We start from the raw sequence: 20,592 nt of genomic DNA, 5'->3' as shown, positions 1-20,592 counted from the left end.
AGATTCACTGCCTGTCAGATCTGCAATCTGGACAGGCTTGATCAAAGAGGGCGCCGATGCGTTTGTCTGAACTGAAAAACGCCGGTCGCACTCCGGCGCTGCCGATGAACATTGCGCTGGAGGATGCGGCCGGTCCTGCCGAGCTGCAATTGCTCAGCCTGCTGCGCGTCCTGCCCGGGCAACGCTACGTCGGCGCCGGCATCTGGCGCGGGCGCACGGTCCTGGCCAAGCTGCTGGTCGGGCCGAAAGCCCCGCGGCATTTCCAGCGCGAGCGCGACGGCGTGCAGGCTTTGGCAAAGCAAGGCTTGCCGACGCCGTTGCTCTTGGCCGACGGGCTGCAGGAAGGTGAGGGCGGCTGGCTGCTGTTCGAGTTTCTGGATCAGGCCGAAAGTCTGGGCGATGCCTGGAAATCGGTGGAAGCGCTGCCGCCGCTGGCCGATGAACAACAGTCGGTGCTCGGCGATGCGCTCGCCGTTGTGGGCCAGATGCACGCCAAAGGCCTGTGGCAGGAAGATCTGCACCTGGACAATCTGCTGCGTCAGGGCTCGACCTTGTACGTGATCGACGGCGCAGGCATTCGCGTTGAGGAAGCCGGCAAGCCGTTGTCGCGGCAAAAAGTGCTGGAAAACCTCGGCGTGTTCTTCGCCCAGTTGCCGAAGTCGCTGGAGCCGTTCACCGAAGAATTACTGGTCTATTACCTGCTGAGCAATGGCGAGCATGGCTTGCCGGTCGAGGCCCTGCAAAAGCAGATCGACAAGGTGCGCAGTTGGCGCTTGCGGGATTACCTGATCAAGATCGGCCGTGAATGCAGCCTGTTCAGCGTCGAAGACGGGCCGTTCGCCCTGCGCGCGATTCGTCGCGAGGAAGTGGCGTCGATGTTGCCGGTGCTGGAAAAGGCCGACGTGCTGGTCGAGGGCGGTCATCTGTACAAGACCGGTGGTGCGGCCAGCGTCGCCAAGGTAGACGTCGCCGGCCGCGAGCTGGTGATCAAGCGTTACAACATCAAGAACCTGGCGCATTGGCTCAAACGGTTCTGGCGACCGTCCCGCGCCTGGCACTCATGGCGCGAAGGCAATCGGCTGCGGTTCCTCGGCATCGCAACGCCCAAACCGCTGGCGCTGCTGGAAAAACGCTTCGTATGGCTGCGCCGAGAGGCGTTCCTGGTCACCGAGTTTCTGCCCGGCCCCGACATCATCGAGCGCTTTGCGCCCTACGTGGCCAGCGGCGATGCGCCGGAAGCCGAGTTGCAGGCGCTGGATCTGTTGTTTGCGCAGTTGATCCGCGAGCGCATCAGCCACGGCGATCTCAAAGGCCACAACGTGTTCTGGCACAACGATCGCTGGTCGCTCATCGATCTGGACGCCATGTGTCAGCATGGCTCCCAGACCTCGTTCGCGGCGGCGTTCGCCAAAGATCGCGCGCGCTTCATGCGCAACTGGCCGGCGGACAGCGCGCTGCACCAGTTGCTGGAGCAGCGCATTCCGACGGTTTCAAAAGCGCCGGACTGACCCGTCAGCTCACGTGATTGAGGTTCATCTCCACCAATGCGTCGATCAGGGCCTGCACGTCATCGAACGGCTGACGATTGACCTGCGGCCATGACTCGCGCTCGACGTAGGCTTTGCCCGCGGTATTGAAGCGCACCGGCGTGTGCTTGAGCGTGCGGTCCCTTGAGCGATGCACGATCGTTGGCCGCAAGGCCACGGATTCGTCGAGCAGGAACATGCCCGGACTGTGCAATCTGCCGCCCACCGGGGTCGCGAGTTGAGGTCGCGCGGGCAGTTCGATCTCCACGCGGAAGTCATTCTTCACCAGCACCGGCTCGTGTCCCAGCCCCGCAGCGATCTGTTCACCCGGATCGATCATGATGCCGCGCGCCTTGCCCGGGGCCACGTCCATCACCCGCACGCCAATCCCTTGCTCCAGTTCAGCGATGCCCGGCACGCTGTTCTTGAACGTGTTGGCATGGCTTTCACCCACCAGGGCAATCCACTTGTGAGGCCCCATCACCTGCTGGTGCTTGCGTATCGTACGAGACGCAAAATAGCTGAGCACCTGTTGGCACGTGGTGTTGGAGCTGCTCGGCAGATGGCGGATGAAATAGCTGGCGGTGCAGTCGATGGCACGGATTTCAATGCCGTGCCGCTTGGCCTGAATCACCAGGTTCTCAAATGAGTAGGCGCCAGTCGGGTCTGTCAGAAATGTTCTGTCCATGTGCTTGAGGTCGTGCAGCAGACGTTTGCTCATCAGCCCGGTTTCAGCGAAGCGATCAAGATCGGCTTGATGGAGGTCGGTCAACAGGTGCTCCATGTACAGCGTGCGCACGTCCTGGCGCGCCAGATGTTCCATGTTGTCGAGGATGAAGCGCTTGCTGGCGCGTGCCGAATGGGATTCCCCGATGACCACGCCGGACGTGTTCTCGTACAACTCTTCGATGAACATGCTTAACGGCGTGTCGGCTTTTACTTCAGGCAACATCACGCGCTCAGGCAGGGCGAGGTTGAGCACCGAGCGCGCGTCTTTTTGCAGCGTATTCGCCAGTTCGAAGAACCGTTCACGCACCTCGATCAAATGACTTTCGATGAAAGAGTAATCAGGATTCAGGCCTCTGTGACGGAAGTGAGCAAGGTCATGGAAGATGCTCTGCATGTCGCCAGGCAGTTGATAGCGGTCATCGATCAGTGACTGCTGAATGGCGCCCAGAGGATAGTCGCTGCTCCAGTTCGCCGCCTCGGCGCGGGTCCAGTAACCGGCCGGATTCCATTCAAAGCCGTGCTCGCCGATGTACGGGTTTACCTCGCTTCTGCGATGGGAAACGATGGCGCGGCGGTTAGGGTCCAGGCCCCACTCCATGGGCGAGCGTCGTTCGAAAAAGCTGTAAAGCGCGTCGTCCAGTGACGTGCCGGCCGGACTGTCGGGCGACGATGCGCCGGCCACGTTGTGGACAGTCGGGTTGCCGATCTGCACTTTGAAATCTGCGCGCGAGGCAGCGCTGCTGATGACGGCATCGCTGTCCAGGGATATCTGGGGTGGTGTGCCCACCGGTACGTCTTCGACGCGCACGCTGAGTACGCCTTGCAGTTCACTGATACCCGGCTGTTGCTGCCAGGTGTTGGCGGTGCGGTGGTCGAGCAGCGCGATCCAGCGCCTGCCAGGATGCGTCTGCACGTCGCCACTGATCACTTTGTGACCAAAGAAAACTGCCATCTTTTGCGGCGCAAGTGCGTCACCAGCAGCGGACGCCACTTCGTTATCGGCGTAGTCATAGCTGACCGAGGAGCTGAACGGCCGAACGTCGATGCCGTTTCGGTGGGCCGCTTTGATCAGATGGTAGTAGTCGTATCGGTCGCTGCCGTTTTTGAGTGCGCCCTCGTTCACGGTCTCCAGATAATGCTTGAGCATGTGGGAGCCGCTGCGCGTCTTGCTGCCGAGCGCTTTGTATTTCTGCAGCTTGTGCGTGTGCTGGTCGGTCTGCAGATGCTCGATGTACAGCACCTCGACCTTGCGCTCTGCCAGCAACGGCATGTTGTCGATCAGCAGTTGCTTGCTGGCAATGGACGTCGGTGCCTCACCAATCACCAGGCCGCTCGATTTCTCAAGTACTGCATCAAAGAAGCCCTGGGTCGTCACGCCATCTGCGAGCACTGGCAGCTCGGGTTTGCCGGGGAGGGGCGGCTGCTCGAAGAACGCTTTCGCATCGCGGTACAGATTCTGGCGCAGGGTCCTGTAGGTCGAGCGACCGCCCTGGAAAATGTCGTCGAAAAACTCATGCAGACCAAACGGGCCTTCTTCAAAGTGTTCAGCCTGCTTTGGGCTGACGATGCCGAAGACGTAGGGCTGCAGCGATTCCGGCATTTCGTAATCGCTCAAGTCACCCACCGCCGTGGAGGGGCCTGCCGGGGTTTCGTCCAGCCGGCGGAATGAAGGCAGAACGCCGCCGCGCAACCGCGCTGGCTCAAGCAGTTGCCAGTGCCCCTGGCTGTTGAGGCGCACCGTTTGGCGGCCAAAGAAGGCGAACGGGTTACGCGGATCGACGATCTGCCAAATGGCGAGCCTGGCGTCGTACTGGACCTGGTAGGTCTGGCCCTGCAGGGAAATGTAGCAATTCCCGCGAACGACGCTGACACCCTGCCCGTGCGGACGGGTCAGAGGCACGGCGTCCGCCAGAGAGACATCAACGGCGTGAAGCGGATGGACGAGTGTGTCTGCGGCGCGCACCGGCGGGTTGTCCTGCTGCAAGGCTCTCCACACGCCGGTCACATCGGTTTGCGCATAACGCCCGGTGGGCTGAAGCGTTTCGGGGATCAGCGCGCGGGTTCTGTGGAGCGGAACGTGGCGGTTGGCAGATTGTGGCGGGGCCCAGAAGAGTTCGTTCTCCACCACGATCGGTTGCAGCGTCTCATCGGTGGCATGGGCAACCGACCGGGCATACCTGCCGCCCGCATTTTGGTCGGTCAGGTCTTTGAGCACGCCGCCCAATCCTTTCATTCCCGAGTGCAGATCACCCGCAGCGCCCGCCGTGTTCAGCCAGGCGCTGAGCACGTAGAAGCTGGCGGTCGCGTGATCCCGCTCGTCGAGGGCTTGCAGTGCGCGATAACCGTCAGCGCCCGCGATGACCATGCCGACGGCAAAGCTGGCAGGGGGGAAGGGCAAGGTCACTGCGGTCGCGATCAGCTCCAGGCTGCTCCAGACCTGTCGCCAGAGCATGTCGGCACGACCGGTCGTGGTGTCCTCGACATCGCGGATCTTGCGCTCGATAACGTGGTTGAAGCACACCTCGTGGAGGTTGCTGAACGGCTTGCTCGGCAACGCAGGTTTGTGACCGCCGCCTTTCTTCAGTTCAGCCAGGGCAAATGCCAGCGGCATCCCGGCCTTCACACGGGCGCGCTTCAAGTAGTAGTCGCCCATGCCCGGGCTCAACAGGGTGTTGCTGAAAGTGCTTAGCAGTCGGAAGGCGCGGCCATCGGGTGCCTGAGGCGTATACAGCATTACCTGCCCCAGCGTGCTCGCCTCAGGCGGTGTTAGCAGGAAACAGCCTTGAATGGTCTCGGCGCGTGAGGCGACGCCCATCACGTCCACGTTCAACTTCAGTGGGTAGACGGGGTAGTGCAGGCGCTCCGCGGGGCTGCCCTGATGCATGTTGAGAATGGAAGTGCTAAGCCAGCGCAGTTGTGAAGCGTCGATGTGTCCCTGGAGAAAACTGCGCAGCGCGTCAGCGCGCATTTGCAGCTGTGTCAGCACCAGACTGTGTTGACGGCGCCAGTCATAACCCTCGCTGTCGGGCGCCAGCAGCTGCTGACGAATCATCGTGATGTACTGATCGGACAGCCACTGGCCACGAACCGAACCGGCGACTTTCTCCGGACTCAGTGGCGTAAGGTTGATGCCCTCGGGGCCGCTGAAGGTGGCGGTGGTGTCGGCAGATGCCTTGAGCAGCCCAAGCGTGTCGTCGTAACCGTCGCGCAGCATCTGGGTGTAGGACAGGGTTTCGCGGGGCGTATGAATGATGATTCGGTCAGGGTCCACCGTGGCGGGCGGCAGACCAAGTAGCTCGTTGATCTTGCGGGTGGCTGTCTGATGGGCGTAGGCGTCGAACTCGGTCACCTGCGTGTGCGGAGCGGCCTGATAGATTTCACCTGCACCCACAATCGCATCTTCCAGTGCTACCAGTTGCCTGCGGTGTTCGGCGGAGGCTCGCAGGAACCAGTCAGGCGTGTGCAGCCGTTGTTCGGACAGTTTCACCTTTACCCGTGCCGACACCAGTGCCCGCAAACCGGCGTTGTAATCGGGCAGGGTCGCGTAGCTGATCCAGTCCTGAGCCGGCGCCGGTTTTTCGCTCAAGTCGCGCAACTGGTCTTCCAGGGCTGCCCGTCTGCCGACGGTGATCTGCTCCAGCAAGAATCGACTCAGATCTGCGGACCGACTCCAGCTCACGAGTTCGCCCAGCAGTTGGCGTTCGTTCTCGAAGCGGTAAAACTGCCGAGGCAGTGGGCTGTCCGGGGTAAACATCAGCAACCCGTCCGACCGCCCCGAGGCTTCGAGCGTGCGCAACAGCAGCACGCTGCTCAGGGTGTCGTGCACATTCAGCTTGATCTGCTGAACGGCCACTGCGGGGTTTCTCGGCGCGACGGTGTCCGGATTCAGTGCCTCGATGAGGGCCAGATCGGAGGGCTGAATGTGCCCTTGCAACTCCGCCCCGCGGGCTTGGGCGATGAGTTGGTGATGCATGGCCTCGGCCATCAGACGCTGGGTGGTCGGCGAGCCAAGGGATTCGCGTTGCGCTGGGCCGAATCGGATCCGCAGGTCCTGCTCGTTGACGACCTCGGCGAGGTAGGCCGGCGTCAGGGCACTGTATTCAGGCTCAAGCGGCTGGCCGTTGCGGGTCAGGCGGGTGCTCATCTGGAATGCCGAACCTGGCGTTGCGTCGCCCGGGTGCAGGCCGTAAAGCGCCAGCTTCGTCAGCGTACGGATGGCTGTGAAGGGTGTACCGGTGATGGGGAGCGTTCGTTGGGTGCTGATCAGGATGTCGTCAGGATTGACGTCGATACCCAAGTCATTGGCCAGTCGCGCGCGCAGACGGTTGCGTGCGAACTGCTCCGGGGACGCGGCACCGTCCATGACGCTCATCAACACGCTGCGCGCGCGCTCGTAATTCATCAGGCCCGAGGCGTAACGCTCCCGCTGCTCGGTGCTGGCCATTTCCAGCCAGCCGGGGCGTACGCGGCGTTGATCGCGGTGGGCGCGGCGTTCCTCTGCAGCGGCAATGGCGCCGTCGGGGCCCCAGGATTTCGGCTGGTGGAGCAGGTCTTCAAGTCGGGCCTGAAGGGTTTGATGCGACAGGTTGTGGGCGGTCGCGAACAGCGCGTCAATGTCCACACGCTGCCTGGCCAGCAGGCGATCAAAGGCATGGTCGTAGGGCGAGCCTTTGATGGGCTTCAGTTGAAAGTCCGAAGGCTGGGCCGGTTCCAGAAAGACATCGCCCCCGGATGAGATCTCGAGCCAGGCGTCGCGCGTGCTGTCTTGCATCAGGCGCAGGAGGGGCAACCGCAGAAGTGGGTGGTTGGTTCGACGGGCGAGCTCTTGGCGCAATGCCTCGTTCGACACGAAGCATTCGACGGCTTGTCCCGGCAACCAGAGCAGCGTGTGCCCCGGTTGGGCGGTCGCAACGATCGCTCCGGCGAATTCGATGCTGCGCTGTGCATCGAGCTGGAGCTCAAGTGCGCTAAACACGACATGCTCCCGAGCCTCCATGCCTGGCAGGCAGCGCGCATAGTCGCGGTGCAGTTCGCCTTCTTCGATGTTCAGCAGCAGGTCATCACGCAGGGTTAATTCGATGCAAGTCACGAACAGCTCGCGGCGCGAAATGTCACGGGCGCTGGCGTGGGCCCAAAAGCGCTCGATGGTCGAGAGCAACAGCCTTTGGTGCGCCGCGCTCAGTGGCTGGGGCAGGGTATTGAGGCAAGCCTCTGCATCCGGAAGATGCTGGAGCTCGGCGTCGAGTACGGTGGCCAGCGTCGTCAGCCGATCCAGCGCCGGCGGGTTGGGTGAAAATGTTTCCATGGCGTTAAGCATTCCTGAGTGAGCTCTGCGCAAAATGGCAGGCGCGAGCCGGGCGAGAGCCCGATGATTCGTCGAGCGATCAATCAATCAGAACGCCGGAGCGCGTGGTGCTAAATAGTTAACGCACGGGATGAGGAGCGAACCTGTAGGCCCGCCTTCAGCCGTGAAGGCGCCGGGTGTCACACCGCATAATCGAGGGTGTCAATGCGGGCCTCTTCCCGGCTAAAGCCGGTCCTACGCATGCATCGCGCGGCACTTCATTCCCTGCGACCACTTCCAGAGCCATTACGCTATAATCCCGCCCTTTAGCTGTCTGCCGCCGTGGCGCCAGACACACCTTATTTGTCAGGCGCGTGATGCCTGCATGCAGACTTAAGAGGCTAGACCCTAGTGGCATTGACGATCCTTGGCCTGTCCGGCGCCCTTAGCCATGATCCTTCCGCAGCCCTGTACATCGACGGCAAGCTGGTTGCTGCGGCCGAAGAAGAGCGTTTCGTTCGCGACAAGCATGCCAAGAACCGCATGCCCTACGAGTCAGCGAAGTTCTGCCTCGAACAAGCGGGCATCAAGCCTTCCGATGTCGACGTCGTCGCCATTCCTTTCGCGCCCATCAGCCTGTTCGGCGAAGCGCGCTGGCACTACGCCAAACGCTACTGGTATGCCCCGGACCGCGCACTCGACGCGATCCTGATGGGCAACCGCCGCTACAAGCGCTATCGCAACAAGATCGTCTGGTGCCTGGAACAACTCGGTTTCGATCCGAAAAAGATCAAGATCGAACCCGTCGAGCACCACCTGGCTCACGCATCGAGCGCTTATCACTGCTCCGGTTTCCAAGAGAAAACCGCGATCCTCGGCATCGACGGCAAGGGCGAGTACGCCACCACCTTCTTCGGCTACGGCGAAAACGGCAAGATCCACAAGATCAAGGAATTCTTCGATCCGGATTCCCTCGGTGGCCTGTATGGCGCGATCACCGAATTCCTCGGTTTCGAGATGCTCGACGGCGAATTCAAAGTCATGGGCATGGCACCGTACGGCGACGCGACCAAATACGATTTCTCCCGTCTGGCCAGCTTTGAAAACGGCGAACTGGTGATCAACACCGAATACGCCAACGTCATCGGCCTGCGCCGTTACAAAGAGAAGGGCAAAGGCTTCTACTTCTCGCCGAAACTGATCGAGTGGCTGGGTCCCAAGCGCGAAGGCGACATCGCCGACGAGCCGTACATCCATTACGCCGCCAGCATGCAGGCGCTGTTCGAGAAGCTGTCGCTGCAGATGATCGATCATTATCTGGGCGACATCCTCAAGGAAACCGGCAAGCTCGCCTTTGCCGGCGGCTGTGCCCTGAACGTGAAGCTGAACCAGAAAATCATCGCGCGCCCCGATGTGAAAGAGCTGTTCGTTCAGCCGGCGTCGGGTGATGCCGGCACTGCCGTCGGTGCTGCCGCCTACGTTTCCCACGCTCGCGGCGTGCCGGTCGAGAAGATGGAACACGTCTACCTCGGCCCGTCCTACAGCAACGAAGACGTGATCGCCGCCTGCGCCCGCCACCCAAGCAAGCCGGCCTGGCGCCAGATCGACAACACCCCCGAGCGCATCGCCAAAATCATGGTCGCGGGCAATCCGGTGGCCTGGTTCCAGGGCCGCATGGAGTTCGGCCCACGCGCCCTCGGTGGTCGTTCGATCATCGGCTGCCCGAGCGTCGCCGGCGTGGCCGACCGCATCAACCATCAGATCAAGTTCCGCGAGCGCTGGAGGCCGTTCTGCCCGTCGATGCTCGACACCGTCGCCCCGCAGATGATCAAGATCGATCACCCGGCGCCGTTCATGACCTTCACTTTCGAAGTGGCGGAAGAGTGGAAAACCCGTGTGCCGGAAGTCGTCCACGAAGACGGTACGTCCCGCGCCCAGGTGCTCAAGCGCGAGTACAACCCGCGTTACTACGACATGATGAAGGCGCTCGAAGACCTGACCGGCAACGGTGTCTCGCTCAACACGTCGCTCAACCGCCGCGGCGAGCCAATGATCTGCTCGCCGACCGACGCGCTGAACATGTTCTTTGGCTCGGATCTGGAGTACCTGATCATGGAAGACATTCTGGTGGTCAAAGACGGCGTGGACACCCATGACACGCTCAGCTGAGCGTCATGTTTTACAGTTCTGCCACGGCTATGACGGGCCGTTCCTCGACTGCGCCCGTCAATACGCCAGCCTGTTCGTGGGCAGGGGATACCGGGTCACCACGGTATTTCTGACCGGCGCCGCCGATGCCGACGTTGCAGCCAGCTGCGCGTCGGACGAAGTGCTGTTCATGGAGTACAGCTCCAAAGCCATTGGTGGCATGAAGGTGGGAGCCATTCGCGATCTGCGCAAGATCGCGGCGTCGCGCAGCTTTCAGTTTTGCATCACCCACCGTTTCAAGCCGACCTACATCGCCCTCGTCGCGACTCGCTTGCCGGTGATCGGTGTTCATCATGCGTTTGGTGATTACCGGCGTCGCAGCCGCAAGGTGCTGGCTAACCTGTTCCGCTCCCGTTTGAGCCTGCTCGGCGTGTCTGATGCCGTGCGCGATGACATACGCAAATGCCTCCCCAAGTGGCCGGCCGAGCGTATCCAGACCCTCTACAACCGCATCGATGTCGATCAGCTCAGCGCTACGCTGCTGTCCCGCGAAGAGGCCCGCGACGCATTGGGCCTGGCGCAGGAGGCGTGGGTGGTGGGCAATGTCGGTCGGCTGCACCCTGACAAGGACCAGTCGACGCTCCTTCGCGGTTTCGCCCAGGCGTTGCCCGACCTGCCCGCTGACAGCCAGCTGGTGATTCTCGGTCAGGGCCGAATGGAGCAAGACCTCAAGCACCTGGCAGTCGAGTTGGGCATCGGCCACGAGGTCATGCTGGCGGGGCAAGTGACCCAGGCCAGCCGCTACTTCAAGGCCTTCGACGTATTCGCGCTGAGTTCCGATCACGAGCCCTTCGGCATGGTCTTGCTCGAAGCCATGGTGGCCGGTGTGCCGCTGCTGGCCACAGCCTGTGGCGGCGCGAAGGAAGTCGTCGAAGGCGTGGGCATTCTGTTCCCCCTGGGCGGTGCCGAGCCGTTGGCTCAAGGGCTGGTACATCTTTCGCGGATGGACGCCGAACTGCGCCAGTCCTGCGCGGATGCGATGCTGCAGCGGCTGCACGACCGTTTCAGCGACGAGGCGGTAAAAGCGGTTTTCTGGCAGCTGCCGCAAGTCGTCGCGCTCACTTCGGAAACCTGATTTCACTCGAACCGCTGGCAGCCATTGGCCTCTGATAGCAATGAACGCCCGGCTGCATAGCACAGGATATGGATTGGAATGGTTGTAAAAAATTTGCCGGCACGTGCGGGGTACATTGCAGGTTTACTGCTTGCAGTGGTGATGCTGATCATATTTCTCGGGCCGTTCTGGTGGCCCGGTGAGTCAAGTTCCTGGGCTGCGTTCATTCGCGCGGCGCTGGTCATTGCCTTGCTCTGCGCCGCGCCGGCGCTGAGTCGGCGGTCATTTTCAGTCAGTCCGCTGACGTATACCGTCCTGCTACTGTTCGCCTATCTGCTGATCAACAGCCTCCTGGCCGACGACGACATGAAATCCCTGCGTCGGCTTCTGCTCATTCTCGTGTTTTTCATCGGCGTTGGAGTGATACGGGCGAGCGGCACCTTCGACTGGGAAAAAATCCTCAAGATCTCGGTGGCGGTGGTCGCCCTGTTCGCCGGGTTTTCGATGCTCAATCTCGCCATTCACGGCGCCTTTGTTCTGGGCTATCGGCAGATGTCACTGGCCGGCTCGGGCGTGACCGATGTGGCCGACTTCGGCAACACCATCGTTGCCGGCATGAACTACGGCTTGTTTCTGCTGGCCGGGGTCTGGCTGACGCTACGTTCACGGCGTCGTGCCGAAATCGCTCTCTGGTTGCTGTGCTGCGCCCTTATTGCCACCTACATCTACTTCACGTTCGCGCGCAGCGCCTGGCTGGCTTCATCGGTCGGCGGTCTGGTGCTGCTCGGCACCATGACCAGCGGCAAACTGCGCCGCAACATTCTCATCCCGGCGGCTATCGTCATCGCGCTCGTGCTCATATTCGGCTTCAGCGAGCTGGCGTACGAAGTGCAGACCCGCGGCGTGACGGGGCGCAACGAAGTCTGGCTGGCGGTGTTCGAGCGACTGGCCGGGCACTGGTGGTTCGGGGTTGGCGCCGGTACGCCGCTGGGGGAAGTTCACCTTTCCACCGGGCAAATCGTACGCAATACCCACGGCCTGTATTTCGAGGTGCTCTACCAGTTCGGCATCGTCGGTCTGGCGCTGCTGCTGGCGACAATGCTGCACGCCGGCGCTTGTCTGGCGCGAGCGCGTAAGACCTCGGAGACCGCCCGGCTCTGGCTGGCGATCCTCTGCGCCGGTGGCGTGGTGATGACGGTCGAGCTGCACACTTTCGTTGGGTCACCCAATCTGGTGTGGGAATGGCTCTGGCTGCCGCTGGCCGGCGCCGTGGCCATCTCGCGGGAGGCGCGGCGTGCTGAGGGTTGAAGCGCGGGGCGAGCAACGCTGGCTGGTAGGGCATGATCTGGAAGTTTGCCTGCAGGACTTCGCGCATTCACGGCGTTCTGTCACAGGGCCGGTGCTGCTGCTGGCGTCCGGACCCTCGGCGAACGAGTTCCCGCTTCACAATTACCGGAGCCTGCCGGTTGTCGCCATGAACGGCTCGATCGTGCGCTGTGTCGACGAGGGCATACGGCCTTTCTATTACCTGTGTGACGATCCGAATTTCGTCATCGGCCGGCCGGCGCTCGCACTGATGGGGGTCAGCCATGGCGAGCATCTGGCGATGAGCCTTGATGTGCTTCAAGCGATTCACGCGGCTGACGCCACTGCCCTGAACGGCAAAAAGATCTATCTGCTGGAGCGGGTCAATCGCCAGGAAGGCAAGGCCGTCATGTCAGATCGAGCCTATGCGTGGTCTATCCGTAACGACGATGAGCTGATCTCGAACTTCTCCCTGCTGCGTCGCAAGCCCAATCGTATCGGCTTCAGCCTGAACCTCAAACGAGGCTATTTCGGCAGCCGGACCATTCCTTTCGGCGCCTTGCAGCTGGTTTGCCATCTGGGGTTTCGTCAGGTGTTCGTGGTCGGAATGGACCTGCGTCAGGGCGGAGGGCGCTTTTACGAGAAGGGAGAAGCGGCTTTGCCCAGCAGCCTGGACGAGGATTTCGAGCAGTACATCCTGCCAAGCTTCGCGCTGATGGCCCGCAAGATTCTCCCAAGAACCGGCATGCAGGTGTTCAACCTATCCCGCGTCAGCCGCATGCCGGAGCGGGTTATTCCTAAAATCACCCTGCAGCGCCTCGACGAACTGCTGGGCGTCCAATCCGACGCCTCTACGCAAACAGCGCCTGCAAACGCGCCGTAAAGTGCGCGCTCCGGCCTTTGGTGTAAGCCGAAATAAAGGCCACGCCCGCATCGCTTTCCACCAGCCACGCGCGATCTTCCTTATACCTCAGCAGGTGTTGGAAATTGCGCAGCCGCTTCGAGTCGCTCAACGTCCTGCGCTGGCACTTCATGTCAGAGATATCGATCAGCCCCAGTTTTGACTCGGGGGTGAGGATCACGTTGCCCAGATGCAGCGAGCGGAAATAAACACCTTGATCGTGCAAGCGGGCGATGAACGCACCCAGCTCAGCCCGCAGTGGCGCGCTTTCACCGTGCTCTTTCAGCACCTGGCGGATGGTCAGGCCGGGGAGCGGCGTGTAGCGCACGCCGTCGCGGCTGATGCTGGCAATTCGGTAGGTGGCGATGACGTCCGGGCAGGGAATGCCGCGCTTTTTGAGGGCCTCGATGTTGTCGGCGAAGCGTTGCGCGTAGGGAAACAGCAAGGCCGAGCTGATCAGGCGCTTGCGGCGGAACAGTTTGAGAATGGTGCCGTCCTCAAGCAACAGAACCTTGTCACCGGATCCGTCCGCTTCGAGCACGGTGGCGTTTTCTCGCAAGGCCAGATAGGCGCTGTGTTCCATTGGGTGCATCGGCATACTTACCTGAACAAATGCGGCATGTTACCCGAGTCGGCCCCGCTTGGGTCGCAGCAGGGGTCGACAAATATGGGTTGTGCTACCATGCCCGCCTAATTTTTTCGTGCGGATTCCCATGAGCAGTCCTGATCCTCAAGCTAAAACGACCCTGGCGATTTACTTTCGTCTATTGACCTATGTGCGGCCGTATATAGGCCTTTTCTGCTTGAGCATTGTCGGCTTTCTTATCTTTGCGTCCACCCAGCCGATGCTCGCCTACATCCTCAAATACTTCGTCGATGGCCTGGCCAATCCCGAAGCCAGCCTGTTCCCCGGCAACCCTTATATTGGCCACCTGCAATTGCTGCAGGCGGTGCCGCTGATGATCGTGCTGATCGCGGCGTGGCAAGGTGCCGGCTCGTATCTGGGCAACTTCTTCCTGGCCCGCGTCTCCCTCGGGCTGGTCCATGACCTGCGCGTCGTGCTGTTCAACAAATTGCTCACGCTGCCCAACCGCTTCTTCGACAACAGCAACTCCGGGCATCTGATCTCGCGCATCACCTTCAACGTGACCATGGTCACCGGCGCTGCCACCGACGCGATCAAAGTCGTGATTCGTGAAGGCATGACGGTCATCTTCCTGTTCGGCGCGCTGCTCTGGATGAACTGGAAACTGACCCTGGTGATGCTGGCGATACTGCCGCTCATCGCGGTCATGGTGAACAGCACCAGCAAGAAATTTCGCAAGCAGAGCAAGAAGATTCAGGTGGCGATGGGCGACGTGACTCACGTGGCGTCCGAGACCATTCACGGCTATCGCGTGGTCCGCAGCTTTGGCGGCGAAGACTACGAAAAGGCCCGCTTCGAAAAGGCCAGCCGCAGCAACACCAAGAAGCAACTGGCGATGACCAAGACCGGTGCCGTCTACACGCCGATGCTGCAATTGGTGACCTACAGCGGCATGGCCATCGTGATGTTCCTTGTCCTTTATCTGCGCGGCGATTCCTCGGCGGGCGATCTGGTGGCCTACATCACCATGGCCGGCCTGCTGCCCAAGCCGATCCGCCAGCTGTCCGAAGTCAGTTCCACCATCCAGAAGGGCGTCGCCGGTGCGGAGAGCATCTTCGAGCAACTGGACGAGCAAACTGAACAGGACCTGGGCACGGTAGAGCGCGACAAGGTTTCCGGCCGTCTGGAGGTCAAAAACCTCACGTTCACCTACCCGGGCACGGAAAAACGCGTGCTGAACGACGTCAGTTTTGTCGCCGAAGCCGGCCAGATGGTCGCGCTCGTGGGTCGCTCCGGCAGCGGCAAATCCACGTTGGCGAGCCTGATCCCGCGTTTCTACGATCATGTGCAGGGCCAGATCCTCCTTGATGGCGTCCAGACTCAGGATTACACCCTGCGCAGCCTGCGCCGACAGATCGCCCTGGTGAACCAGAACGTCACGCTGTTCAACGACACCATCGCCAACAACATCGCCTATGGCGATCTGGCGGGCGTGCCGCTGGAAGAGATCAAAAAAGCCTCGGCCGATGCCTATTCCGACGAGTTCATCGACAAACTGCCTCAGCAGTATCAGACCCTCGTCGGCGAGAACGGCGTGCTGCTGTCCGGTGGCCAGCGTCAGCGTCTGGCAATTGCCCGCGCGCTGCTGAAAAATGCGCCGCTGCTGATTCTCGACGAAGCAACTTCGGCGCTGGATACCGAGTCCGAGCGCCACATCCAGAAGGCGCTGGAAAAAGTCATGCAGGGCCGTACCACGCTGGTCATCGCCCACCGCCTGACCACCATCGAAAAAGCCGACGTTATTCTGGTGATGGACGAAGGCCGTATCGTCGAGCGCGGTTCCCATGCCGAGCTGCTGGCGCTGAACGGTTACTACACGCGCCTGCATGCCAAACAGTTCGAAGAAGACGAGCCTGTCGAAATCGATCGGGCAGTCGATGCATGCTGAGTCACTTGCGCGCATGGCGTGAGCGAGGCTGGACCCCGATCGATGCATCGACCTACGCCACCGCGTGGCAGCAGTTTGGCGGCAGCGTTGCCACGCACCCTCAGGTGATCGAGCGTCTGGCCGGTTTGGCGGATATTCCGGTTCGGTATCTGGGTTGGCTGCAGGACGGCAACGTTGTCGCTGCGGTCGCCTGCTGGGGCCGGGATCTGGCGCTGGCTAAAAAGGTGCTCAAGCAGCGTGATCGGCGGGTCTTCGATCTGGGCAATGCAGAGATCATTCTGCCGGTTGCCCCTGGGGTGACAGTGCCAGTGCGCCAGCGCATGAGCTATGTGTCGGAGTTGAACGCCGGCCAGATCGACACCCTCAAGCCGCAAGCCGAGAGCCTGGCGATCGCCCGCGCGCCCGAGGACTATTCCAAGAAATTCCGCTACAACCAGCGTCGCGAGCAGCGGTTACTTGAGGAGGCGGGCGGGGTCGTGCAGCCGATGCTGGATTTCACGTCCGAGGAACAAGCGCGCATTTACTCAAGCCTGTTTCATGCCCGCTGGGGCTTCGATGTACCGGGCAAGGATCACTTGGCCAAGGTGTTCGAGCTGATGCGCGAGTTCATGACCGGCTCGATGATCCTGCTGGAGGGCAAGCCCATTGCCGCTCAGGTGCTGTACAGGGTCGAGTCGCCGCATTGGGTGTCGGTGGAATACATCAACGGCGGTGTGGATCCGGCCCATCAGGCGCTGAGCGCCGGCAGCGTGCTGAGCTTCGTCAACACGCAGAACGCCTGGGCTGACGCGAGGGCGGTGAACAAGCCATTGCGCTATTCCTTCGGCCGCTCCGATCGTGAATACAAAGACCGCTGGTGCCAGGCGGTGCCTGTCTACAAGGTTGGATGACATGTCCGGGCGCAAGCAGCAGCTTCTGAAACGACATCGGCGCAACAAGCGTCTGGCGCTGATCATCGGTCTGGTGCTGCTGATCGGCATTGGTATCGGGGTCGCGTGGTGGCTGGTGCCGTTGCTGATCGTTGCTGCCTGGGTGGCCCACGAAGCCTGGTTCTCCGACCATCTGTTTTATTCGCCCAAGAGCGACTACCGCTATCAGTTTCCCGACGCGGCCCAGTCGCAGGCTGTCTCCGTCGTCAACGGCATGCTGCAACTGAGCGAGCCATTGGCCGAGGGCGAAACGCTGCTGCTGGAGCTCGATCTGCGCAGCAGCTGGCTGGGTCGCTGGCTGGACCCTTACGTGTTGGCCGGCGACGACCGCCAGGATTTCGAACGGGGTTTCGCCGGGCGTCGCTACGTGAACCTCACCGGTCAGCGCGACGTCGTTGCTGACAGCACATTGCGCCTCAAGGGCGGGTTCTGTCGCATCGGCAATGCCGCCCGTTTGTACGTGCTGAGCAACCCGGATTACCGCCAGCAACGGTTGATGATCCTCGCGCCCCACGCCGACGATGCCGAACTGGCAGCGTTTGGCCTGTACAGCCAGGCTGCCGAGTGCAGCATCGTGACGGTGACTCAGGGCGAGATCGAGGCCGAACGCTATGAACGACTGGGGCTGAACCGCGCCGATGCCGCGCGGCTCAAGGGTCGCCTGCGCACGTGGGACAGCCTGGCGATTCCGTTGTGGGGCGGTGTGCCCCAGAGCCAGTGCGTGCAGTTGGGCTACTACTGCCTGCAACTGCCGGCCATGGCGCAGTCGCCGGATCGGCCGTTTGGCTCTCGCGACTCTTCAGAAACCGACATCCGCAGCGCGCGGCAGCACAACCCTTCGCTGTTGCCAGGGGATCGGGACGGCGCGCCGACCTGGAACAATCTTGTTGCCGATCTTGCAGCGTTGCTCGACGCGCATCGACCGGACGTCATTGTCATGCCGCACCCTGAGCTCGACCCCCACGCTGACCACATCGCCACGACTCAAGCCCTATATGAGGCGGTGAACAGAAGCGCGCACACGCCTGATGTGGCGCTGTTCTATGCCAATCACCTGCACGACAACGATCGCTGGCCCATGGGTCTGGCGGGGAAAGGCGTGGCGCTGCCGCCGTTCGTTGAAGCGCCGTCGGTTGATCAGCTCTGGAGTACGTCGCTCAGTGCGGACGTGCAACTTGATAAAGCCATGGCTCTGGCGATGCAGCATGACCTGCAGGGACCACCACCCCTGAAGAAGCGCCTGCGTCGGCAGATTCAACGCTGGCTGGCCGGCCGCGAATGGCCGCTGACGGGAGACGACGAATTCTTCCGCAAGGCTGTTCGCCGGCATGAGGTGTTCTGGGTTCGCCGCTTTCCGCGTCCCTGACTGCAACAGCCGATGCACCATTAAAGGCGCCATTTGAAGCGCCGTTTGAAGCACTAAGGGATTCGAGGCCAACCGGCCAGCCAGCGCTGATCGCTGTGCTAAGATTCCGTCCTTGTCCATTTCTGCCACGGGTTGTTCGATGAAGTTGTCCATGCCGCGTTTTGATCAGGCTCAAGTGTTAGTTGTCGGCGATGTCATGCTCGACCGCTACTGGCACGGTGGCACTTCCAGAATCTCCCCTGAAGCGCCGGTGCCGGTGGTCAAAGTCGACCAGATCGAAGACCGTCCGGGCGGTGCTGCCAACGTGGCGTTGAACATCGCAGCACTGGGCGCCAAGGCGTCACTGGTCGGCGTCACCGGCACCGACGAAGCCGCTGACAGCCTGAGCAACAGCCTCAAGGCCGCTGGCGTCGTCGCCTGCTTCCAACGCATCGCCCACCAGCCCACCATCGTCAAATTGCGCGTAATGAGCCGGCACCAGCAGCTCCTGCGTATCGACTTCGAAGAACCCTTTGCCACCGATCCCGAGGCCCTGAGCCGCGAGGTCGACGCCTTGCTCGACGGCGTCAAAGTGTTGGTCCTGTCCGACTACGGCAAGGGCGCGCTGAAGAACCATCAAGTCCTGATCAAGGCAGCTCGGGACCGTGGCATTCCCGTGCTGGCCGACCCGAAGGGCAAAGACTTTGCCATCTACCGTGGCGCCAGCCTGATCACGCCCAACCTCAGTGAATTTGAAGCCATCGTCGGCCATTGTGTCGACGAGGCAGAGCTGGTCGCCAAAGGCGCAGCGTTGATGAAAGACCTCGATCTGGGTGCGTTGCTGGTCACTCGTGGCGAGCACGGCATGACCCTGCTGCGCCCGGACCAACCGACGCTGCACCTGCCGGCCCGTGCGCGGGAAGTCTTCGACGTGACCGGCGCCGGCGATACGGTGATTTCCACGCTGGCAGCGGCCATTGCATCGGGTGAGGAGTTGCCGCACGCGGTCGCGCTGGCGAACCTTGCGGCGGGCATCGTCGTAGGCAAGCTGGGCACCGCCGCGATCAGTGCGCCCGAGTTGCGTCGCGCCATCCAGCGTGCCGAAGGTTCCGAGCGCGGCGTGCTGACCCTCGATCAGTTGCTGCTGGCCATTGACGACGCCCGCGCCCACAACGAAACCATCGTCTTCACCAACGGCTGCTTCGACATTCTGCACGCCGGCCATGTCACCTACCTGGAACAAGCCCGCGCGCAGGGCGATCGGCTGATCGTGGCGGTCAACGACGATGCGTCGGTGAGTCGCCTGAAAGGCCCGGGCCGCCCGATCAACAGCGTTGATCGACGCATGGCGGTGCTGGCAGGTCTGGGCGCGGTGGACTGGGTGATCAGCTTCCCGGAAGGCACCCCGGAAAACCTTCTGTCCCATGTCCATCCGGACGTGCTGGTGAAGGGCGGGGACTACTCGGTTGATCAGGTCGTCGGCGCTGACATCGTCGCCTCTTATGGCGGCACCGTGAAAGTGTTGGGGCTTGTCGCCAACAGTTCAACGACAGCCATCGTCGACAAGATCCGCAGCCAGGACTGATCCGACGCCCGCAGCGCAGAGTGGCACCCCTTGCCGCTGCCATTTTTGTATTCGCAGTTCGGTATATGAACGTATGAAAGTCATGTTACTGGTGATGGATGAACAGCGCGTCATACTGGACGGCTTGTACGAAACCGTACGGCAGCAGTGTGACGACTGCGTCATCTTTCGCCTGAGCAAGCAACAGCAGCTGAATCTCGGGCCGTTTCTGGCCTCGGTCGACTATCAGAGCTACGACCGGGTGGTGATCTTCTCCCGGGTCAAACGGCTTGCTCGCCAGCGCGCGGTGCTCAAGTGCATCCCGGGGCTGATCTTTCTTGAGCACGATGCTTACCAGAATTACATGAGCGCGAGCAAATACCACGGGATGTACTCGCGCCTGTACCGGCAACTGCCGTGGAGTCGCGCGCTGCTGTCGGGCGCGGTGGTGGCGCGGCGTATGCGCGGCGAAGGCATTGATGCGGTATTCGTGTCCAAGGGCTATGACCAGGAAATGCTGCGCAATCTCGGGCAGCCCCGGGACATTCCGGTGGGCTTCCTTGGCAGTCTGAAGAGCCGCGAGTATTCCCAGCGCAAGCAGCTGGTGGAAAACCTCGCGCAGCGCGCCGGCATGCTGGTGACACGCACGGCCTCTGGCGCCGAATACCTGGAAACCCTTAATCGCATCAGGATTTTCGTCAGCGCCGACATCGGCATGGGCGAGTTCATGATCAAGAATTTCGAAGCCATGGCTTGCGGTTGCGTGCTCCTCGCGTGGAGTCAGGGTGAAGAGGACGATCTGCTGGGCTTCGAAGAGGGGCGCAACGTCATGTTCTACCGCTCCGAAGACGAAGCCGTCGAGAAGATCCGCCTGCTGCAGAGCGACCCCGAGCTTGCCGCGCGCATCGCGGGCGAAGGGCAAAGATTCGCCGAAGAACGCTATGCCTTTGCCCGCGTGGGCCGCGATCTGGCCGATGAAATTCAGCGGCCAATGCGCCCGTGGCGGCGTCCATCCGCGCTGACCCGTGCCTGGGTCAAGTTGCGCCATGGCATGCAGGTGCCGGCCTGATGACGCTGCCGTCAGAACACGACAGCGCCGCGCCCCTTGTACCCCCTGTATTGCCGGGGGGGGGGCCCGCCGTGTTTGTGGGTCTACCCCCTCCCCCCGGCCCCTGGCAGGCAAACCCACCACCGCTCATAAAAAAATCCACAA

General features: G+C 61.8%; 12 protein-coding genes. 10 read left to right on the top strand and 2 right to left on the bottom strand.

Annotated elements, in window-relative coordinates; all coding sequences use genetic code 11:
- Window positions 1–56: 56 nt before the first annotated feature.
- A complete protein-coding gene (locus SLW74_RS03030) occupies window positions 57–1,508 on the top strand; it encodes a lipopolysaccharide kinase InaA family protein (protein WP_410928106.1) in 1,452 nt (483 codons plus the stop codon).
- Between the two features lie 4 nt (window positions 1,509–1,512).
- Here SLW74_RS03030 and SLW74_RS03025 read toward each other — a convergent pair whose 3' ends face one another.
- Window positions 1,513–7,560, bottom strand: a complete 6,048-nt coding sequence (locus SLW74_RS03025) for a dermonecrotic toxin domain-containing protein (RefSeq protein WP_410928105.1) — start codon at window positions 7,558–7,560, stop codon at window positions 1,513–1,515.
- 390 nt (window positions 7,561–7,950) lie between these two features.
- Between SLW74_RS03025 and SLW74_RS03020 the strand changes: the two genes are divergently transcribed.
- From SLW74_RS03020 to SLW74_RS03005, 4 genes are all read left to right on the top strand, one after another.
- Window positions 7,951–9,708, top strand: a complete 1,758-nt coding sequence (locus tag SLW74_RS03020; protein ID WP_410928104.1) for a carbamoyltransferase — start codon at window positions 7,951–7,953, stop codon at window positions 9,706–9,708.
- Entirely contained in the window at window positions 9,692–10,822 is a 1,131-nt protein-coding gene (locus SLW74_RS03015; RefSeq protein ID WP_410928103.1) for a glycosyltransferase, read from the top strand. The genes SLW74_RS03020 and SLW74_RS03015 overlap by 17 nt, the downstream gene beginning before the upstream one ends.
- A gap of 78 nt (window positions 10,823–10,900) precedes the next feature.
- Complete coding sequence (locus tag SLW74_RS03010; protein ID WP_192135390.1) at window positions 10,901–12,109, top strand: O-antigen ligase family protein; 1,209 nt, start codon at window positions 10,901–10,903, stop codon at window positions 12,107–12,109.
- A complete protein-coding gene (locus SLW74_RS03005) occupies window positions 12,096–12,989 on the top strand; it encodes a lipopolysaccharide core biosynthesis protein (RefSeq protein ID WP_410928102.1) in 894 nt (297 codons plus the stop codon). Before SLW74_RS03010 ends, SLW74_RS03005 begins: the two co-directional genes overlap by 14 nt.
- On the opposite strand, the gene SLW74_RS03000 is transcribed toward SLW74_RS03005, so the two are convergent.
- Window positions 12,958–13,599 (bottom strand): lipopolysaccharide kinase InaA family protein, encoded by a 642-nt coding sequence (locus SLW74_RS03000; protein ID WP_065987846.1) that lies wholly within the window; start codon window positions 13,597–13,599, stop codon window positions 12,958–12,960. The two genes, SLW74_RS03005 and SLW74_RS03000, sit on opposite strands and share 32 nt — an antisense overlap.
- A gap of 121 nt (window positions 13,600–13,720) precedes the next feature.
- Between SLW74_RS03000 and msbA the strand changes: the two genes are divergently transcribed.
- The 5 genes from msbA (at window position 13,721) to SLW74_RS02975 (ending at window position 20,448) form a co-directional block, all read left to right on the top strand.
- Window positions 13,721–15,541, top strand: coding sequence for a lipid A export permease/ATP-binding protein MsbA (gene msbA, locus SLW74_RS02995; RefSeq protein WP_065987845.1), 1,821 nt, complete (start codon window positions 13,721–13,723; stop codon window positions 15,539–15,541).
- Complete coding sequence (locus SLW74_RS02990) at window positions 15,535–16,431, top strand: GNAT family N-acetyltransferase (protein WP_410928101.1); 897 nt, start codon at window positions 15,535–15,537, stop codon at window positions 16,429–16,431. The genes msbA and SLW74_RS02990 overlap by 7 nt, the downstream gene beginning before the upstream one ends.
- Before the next feature lies 1 nt (window position 16,432).
- Window positions 16,433–17,836, top strand: coding sequence for a PIG-L deacetylase family protein (locus SLW74_RS02985; protein ID WP_410928100.1), 1,404 nt, complete (start codon window positions 16,433–16,435; stop codon window positions 17,834–17,836).
- Window positions 17,837–17,975: 139 nt separating this feature from the next.
- Complete coding sequence (gene hldE, locus SLW74_RS02980; RefSeq protein WP_065987842.1) at window positions 17,976–19,400, top strand: bifunctional D-glycero-beta-D-manno-heptose-7-phosphate kinase/D-glycero-beta-D-manno-heptose 1-phosphate adenylyltransferase HldE; 1,425 nt, start codon at window positions 17,976–17,978, stop codon at window positions 19,398–19,400.
- Between the two features lie 73 nt (window positions 19,401–19,473).
- Window positions 19,474–20,448: a glycosyltransferase gene (locus SLW74_RS02975; protein WP_065987841.1), complete on the top strand. Its 975-nt coding sequence runs from the start codon at window positions 19,474–19,476 to the stop codon at window positions 20,446–20,448.
- Window positions 20,449–20,592 lie beyond the last annotated feature (144 nt).

The organism is Pseudomonas sp. W5-36 (genome assembly GCF_046540455.1).
GTDB lineage: Bacteria > Pseudomonadota > Gammaproteobacteria > Pseudomonadales > Pseudomonadaceae > Aquipseudomonas > Aquipseudomonas graminis_B.
Note: the sequence above shows the minus strand (reverse complement) of the source record. Positions and strands in the feature narration are given on the sequence as shown.

Bases quoted from the DNA above. Each gene is read 5' to 3' on its own strand.
- SLW74_RS03015 (WP_410928103.1), top strand. From the start codon at position 9,692: ATGACACGCTCAGCTGAGCGTCATGTTTTACAGTTCTGCCACGGCTAT.
- SLW74_RS02990 (WP_410928101.1), top strand. From the start codon at position 15,535: ATGCTGAGTCACTTGCGCGCATGGCGTGAGCGAGGCTGGACCCCGATC.
- SLW74_RS02985 (WP_410928100.1), top strand. From the start codon at position 16,433: ATGTCCGGGCGCAAGCAGCAGCTTCTGAAACGACATCGGCGCAACAAG.
- SLW74_RS03030 (WP_410928106.1), top strand. From the start codon at position 57: ATGCGTTTGTCTGAACTGAAAAACGCCGGTCGCACTCCGGCGCTGCCG.
- SLW74_RS02975 (WP_065987841.1), top strand. From the start codon at position 19,474: ATGAAAGTCATGTTACTGGTGATGGATGAACAGCGCGTCATACTGGAC.
- SLW74_RS03000 (WP_065987846.1), bottom strand. From the start codon at position 13,599: ATGCACCCAATGGAACACAGCGCCTATCTGGCCTTGCGAGAAAACGCC.
- SLW74_RS03025 (WP_410928105.1), bottom strand. From the start codon at position 7,560: ATGGAAACATTTTCACCCAACCCGCCGGCGCTGGATCGGCTGACGACG.
- hldE (WP_065987842.1), top strand. From the start codon at position 17,976: ATGAAGTTGTCCATGCCGCGTTTTGATCAGGCTCAAGTGTTAGTTGTC.
- msbA (WP_065987845.1), top strand. From the start codon at position 13,721: ATGAGCAGTCCTGATCCTCAAGCTAAAACGACCCTGGCGATTTACTTT.
- SLW74_RS03010 (WP_192135390.1), top strand. From the start codon at position 10,901: ATGGTTGTAAAAAATTTGCCGGCACGTGCGGGGTACATTGCAGGTTTA.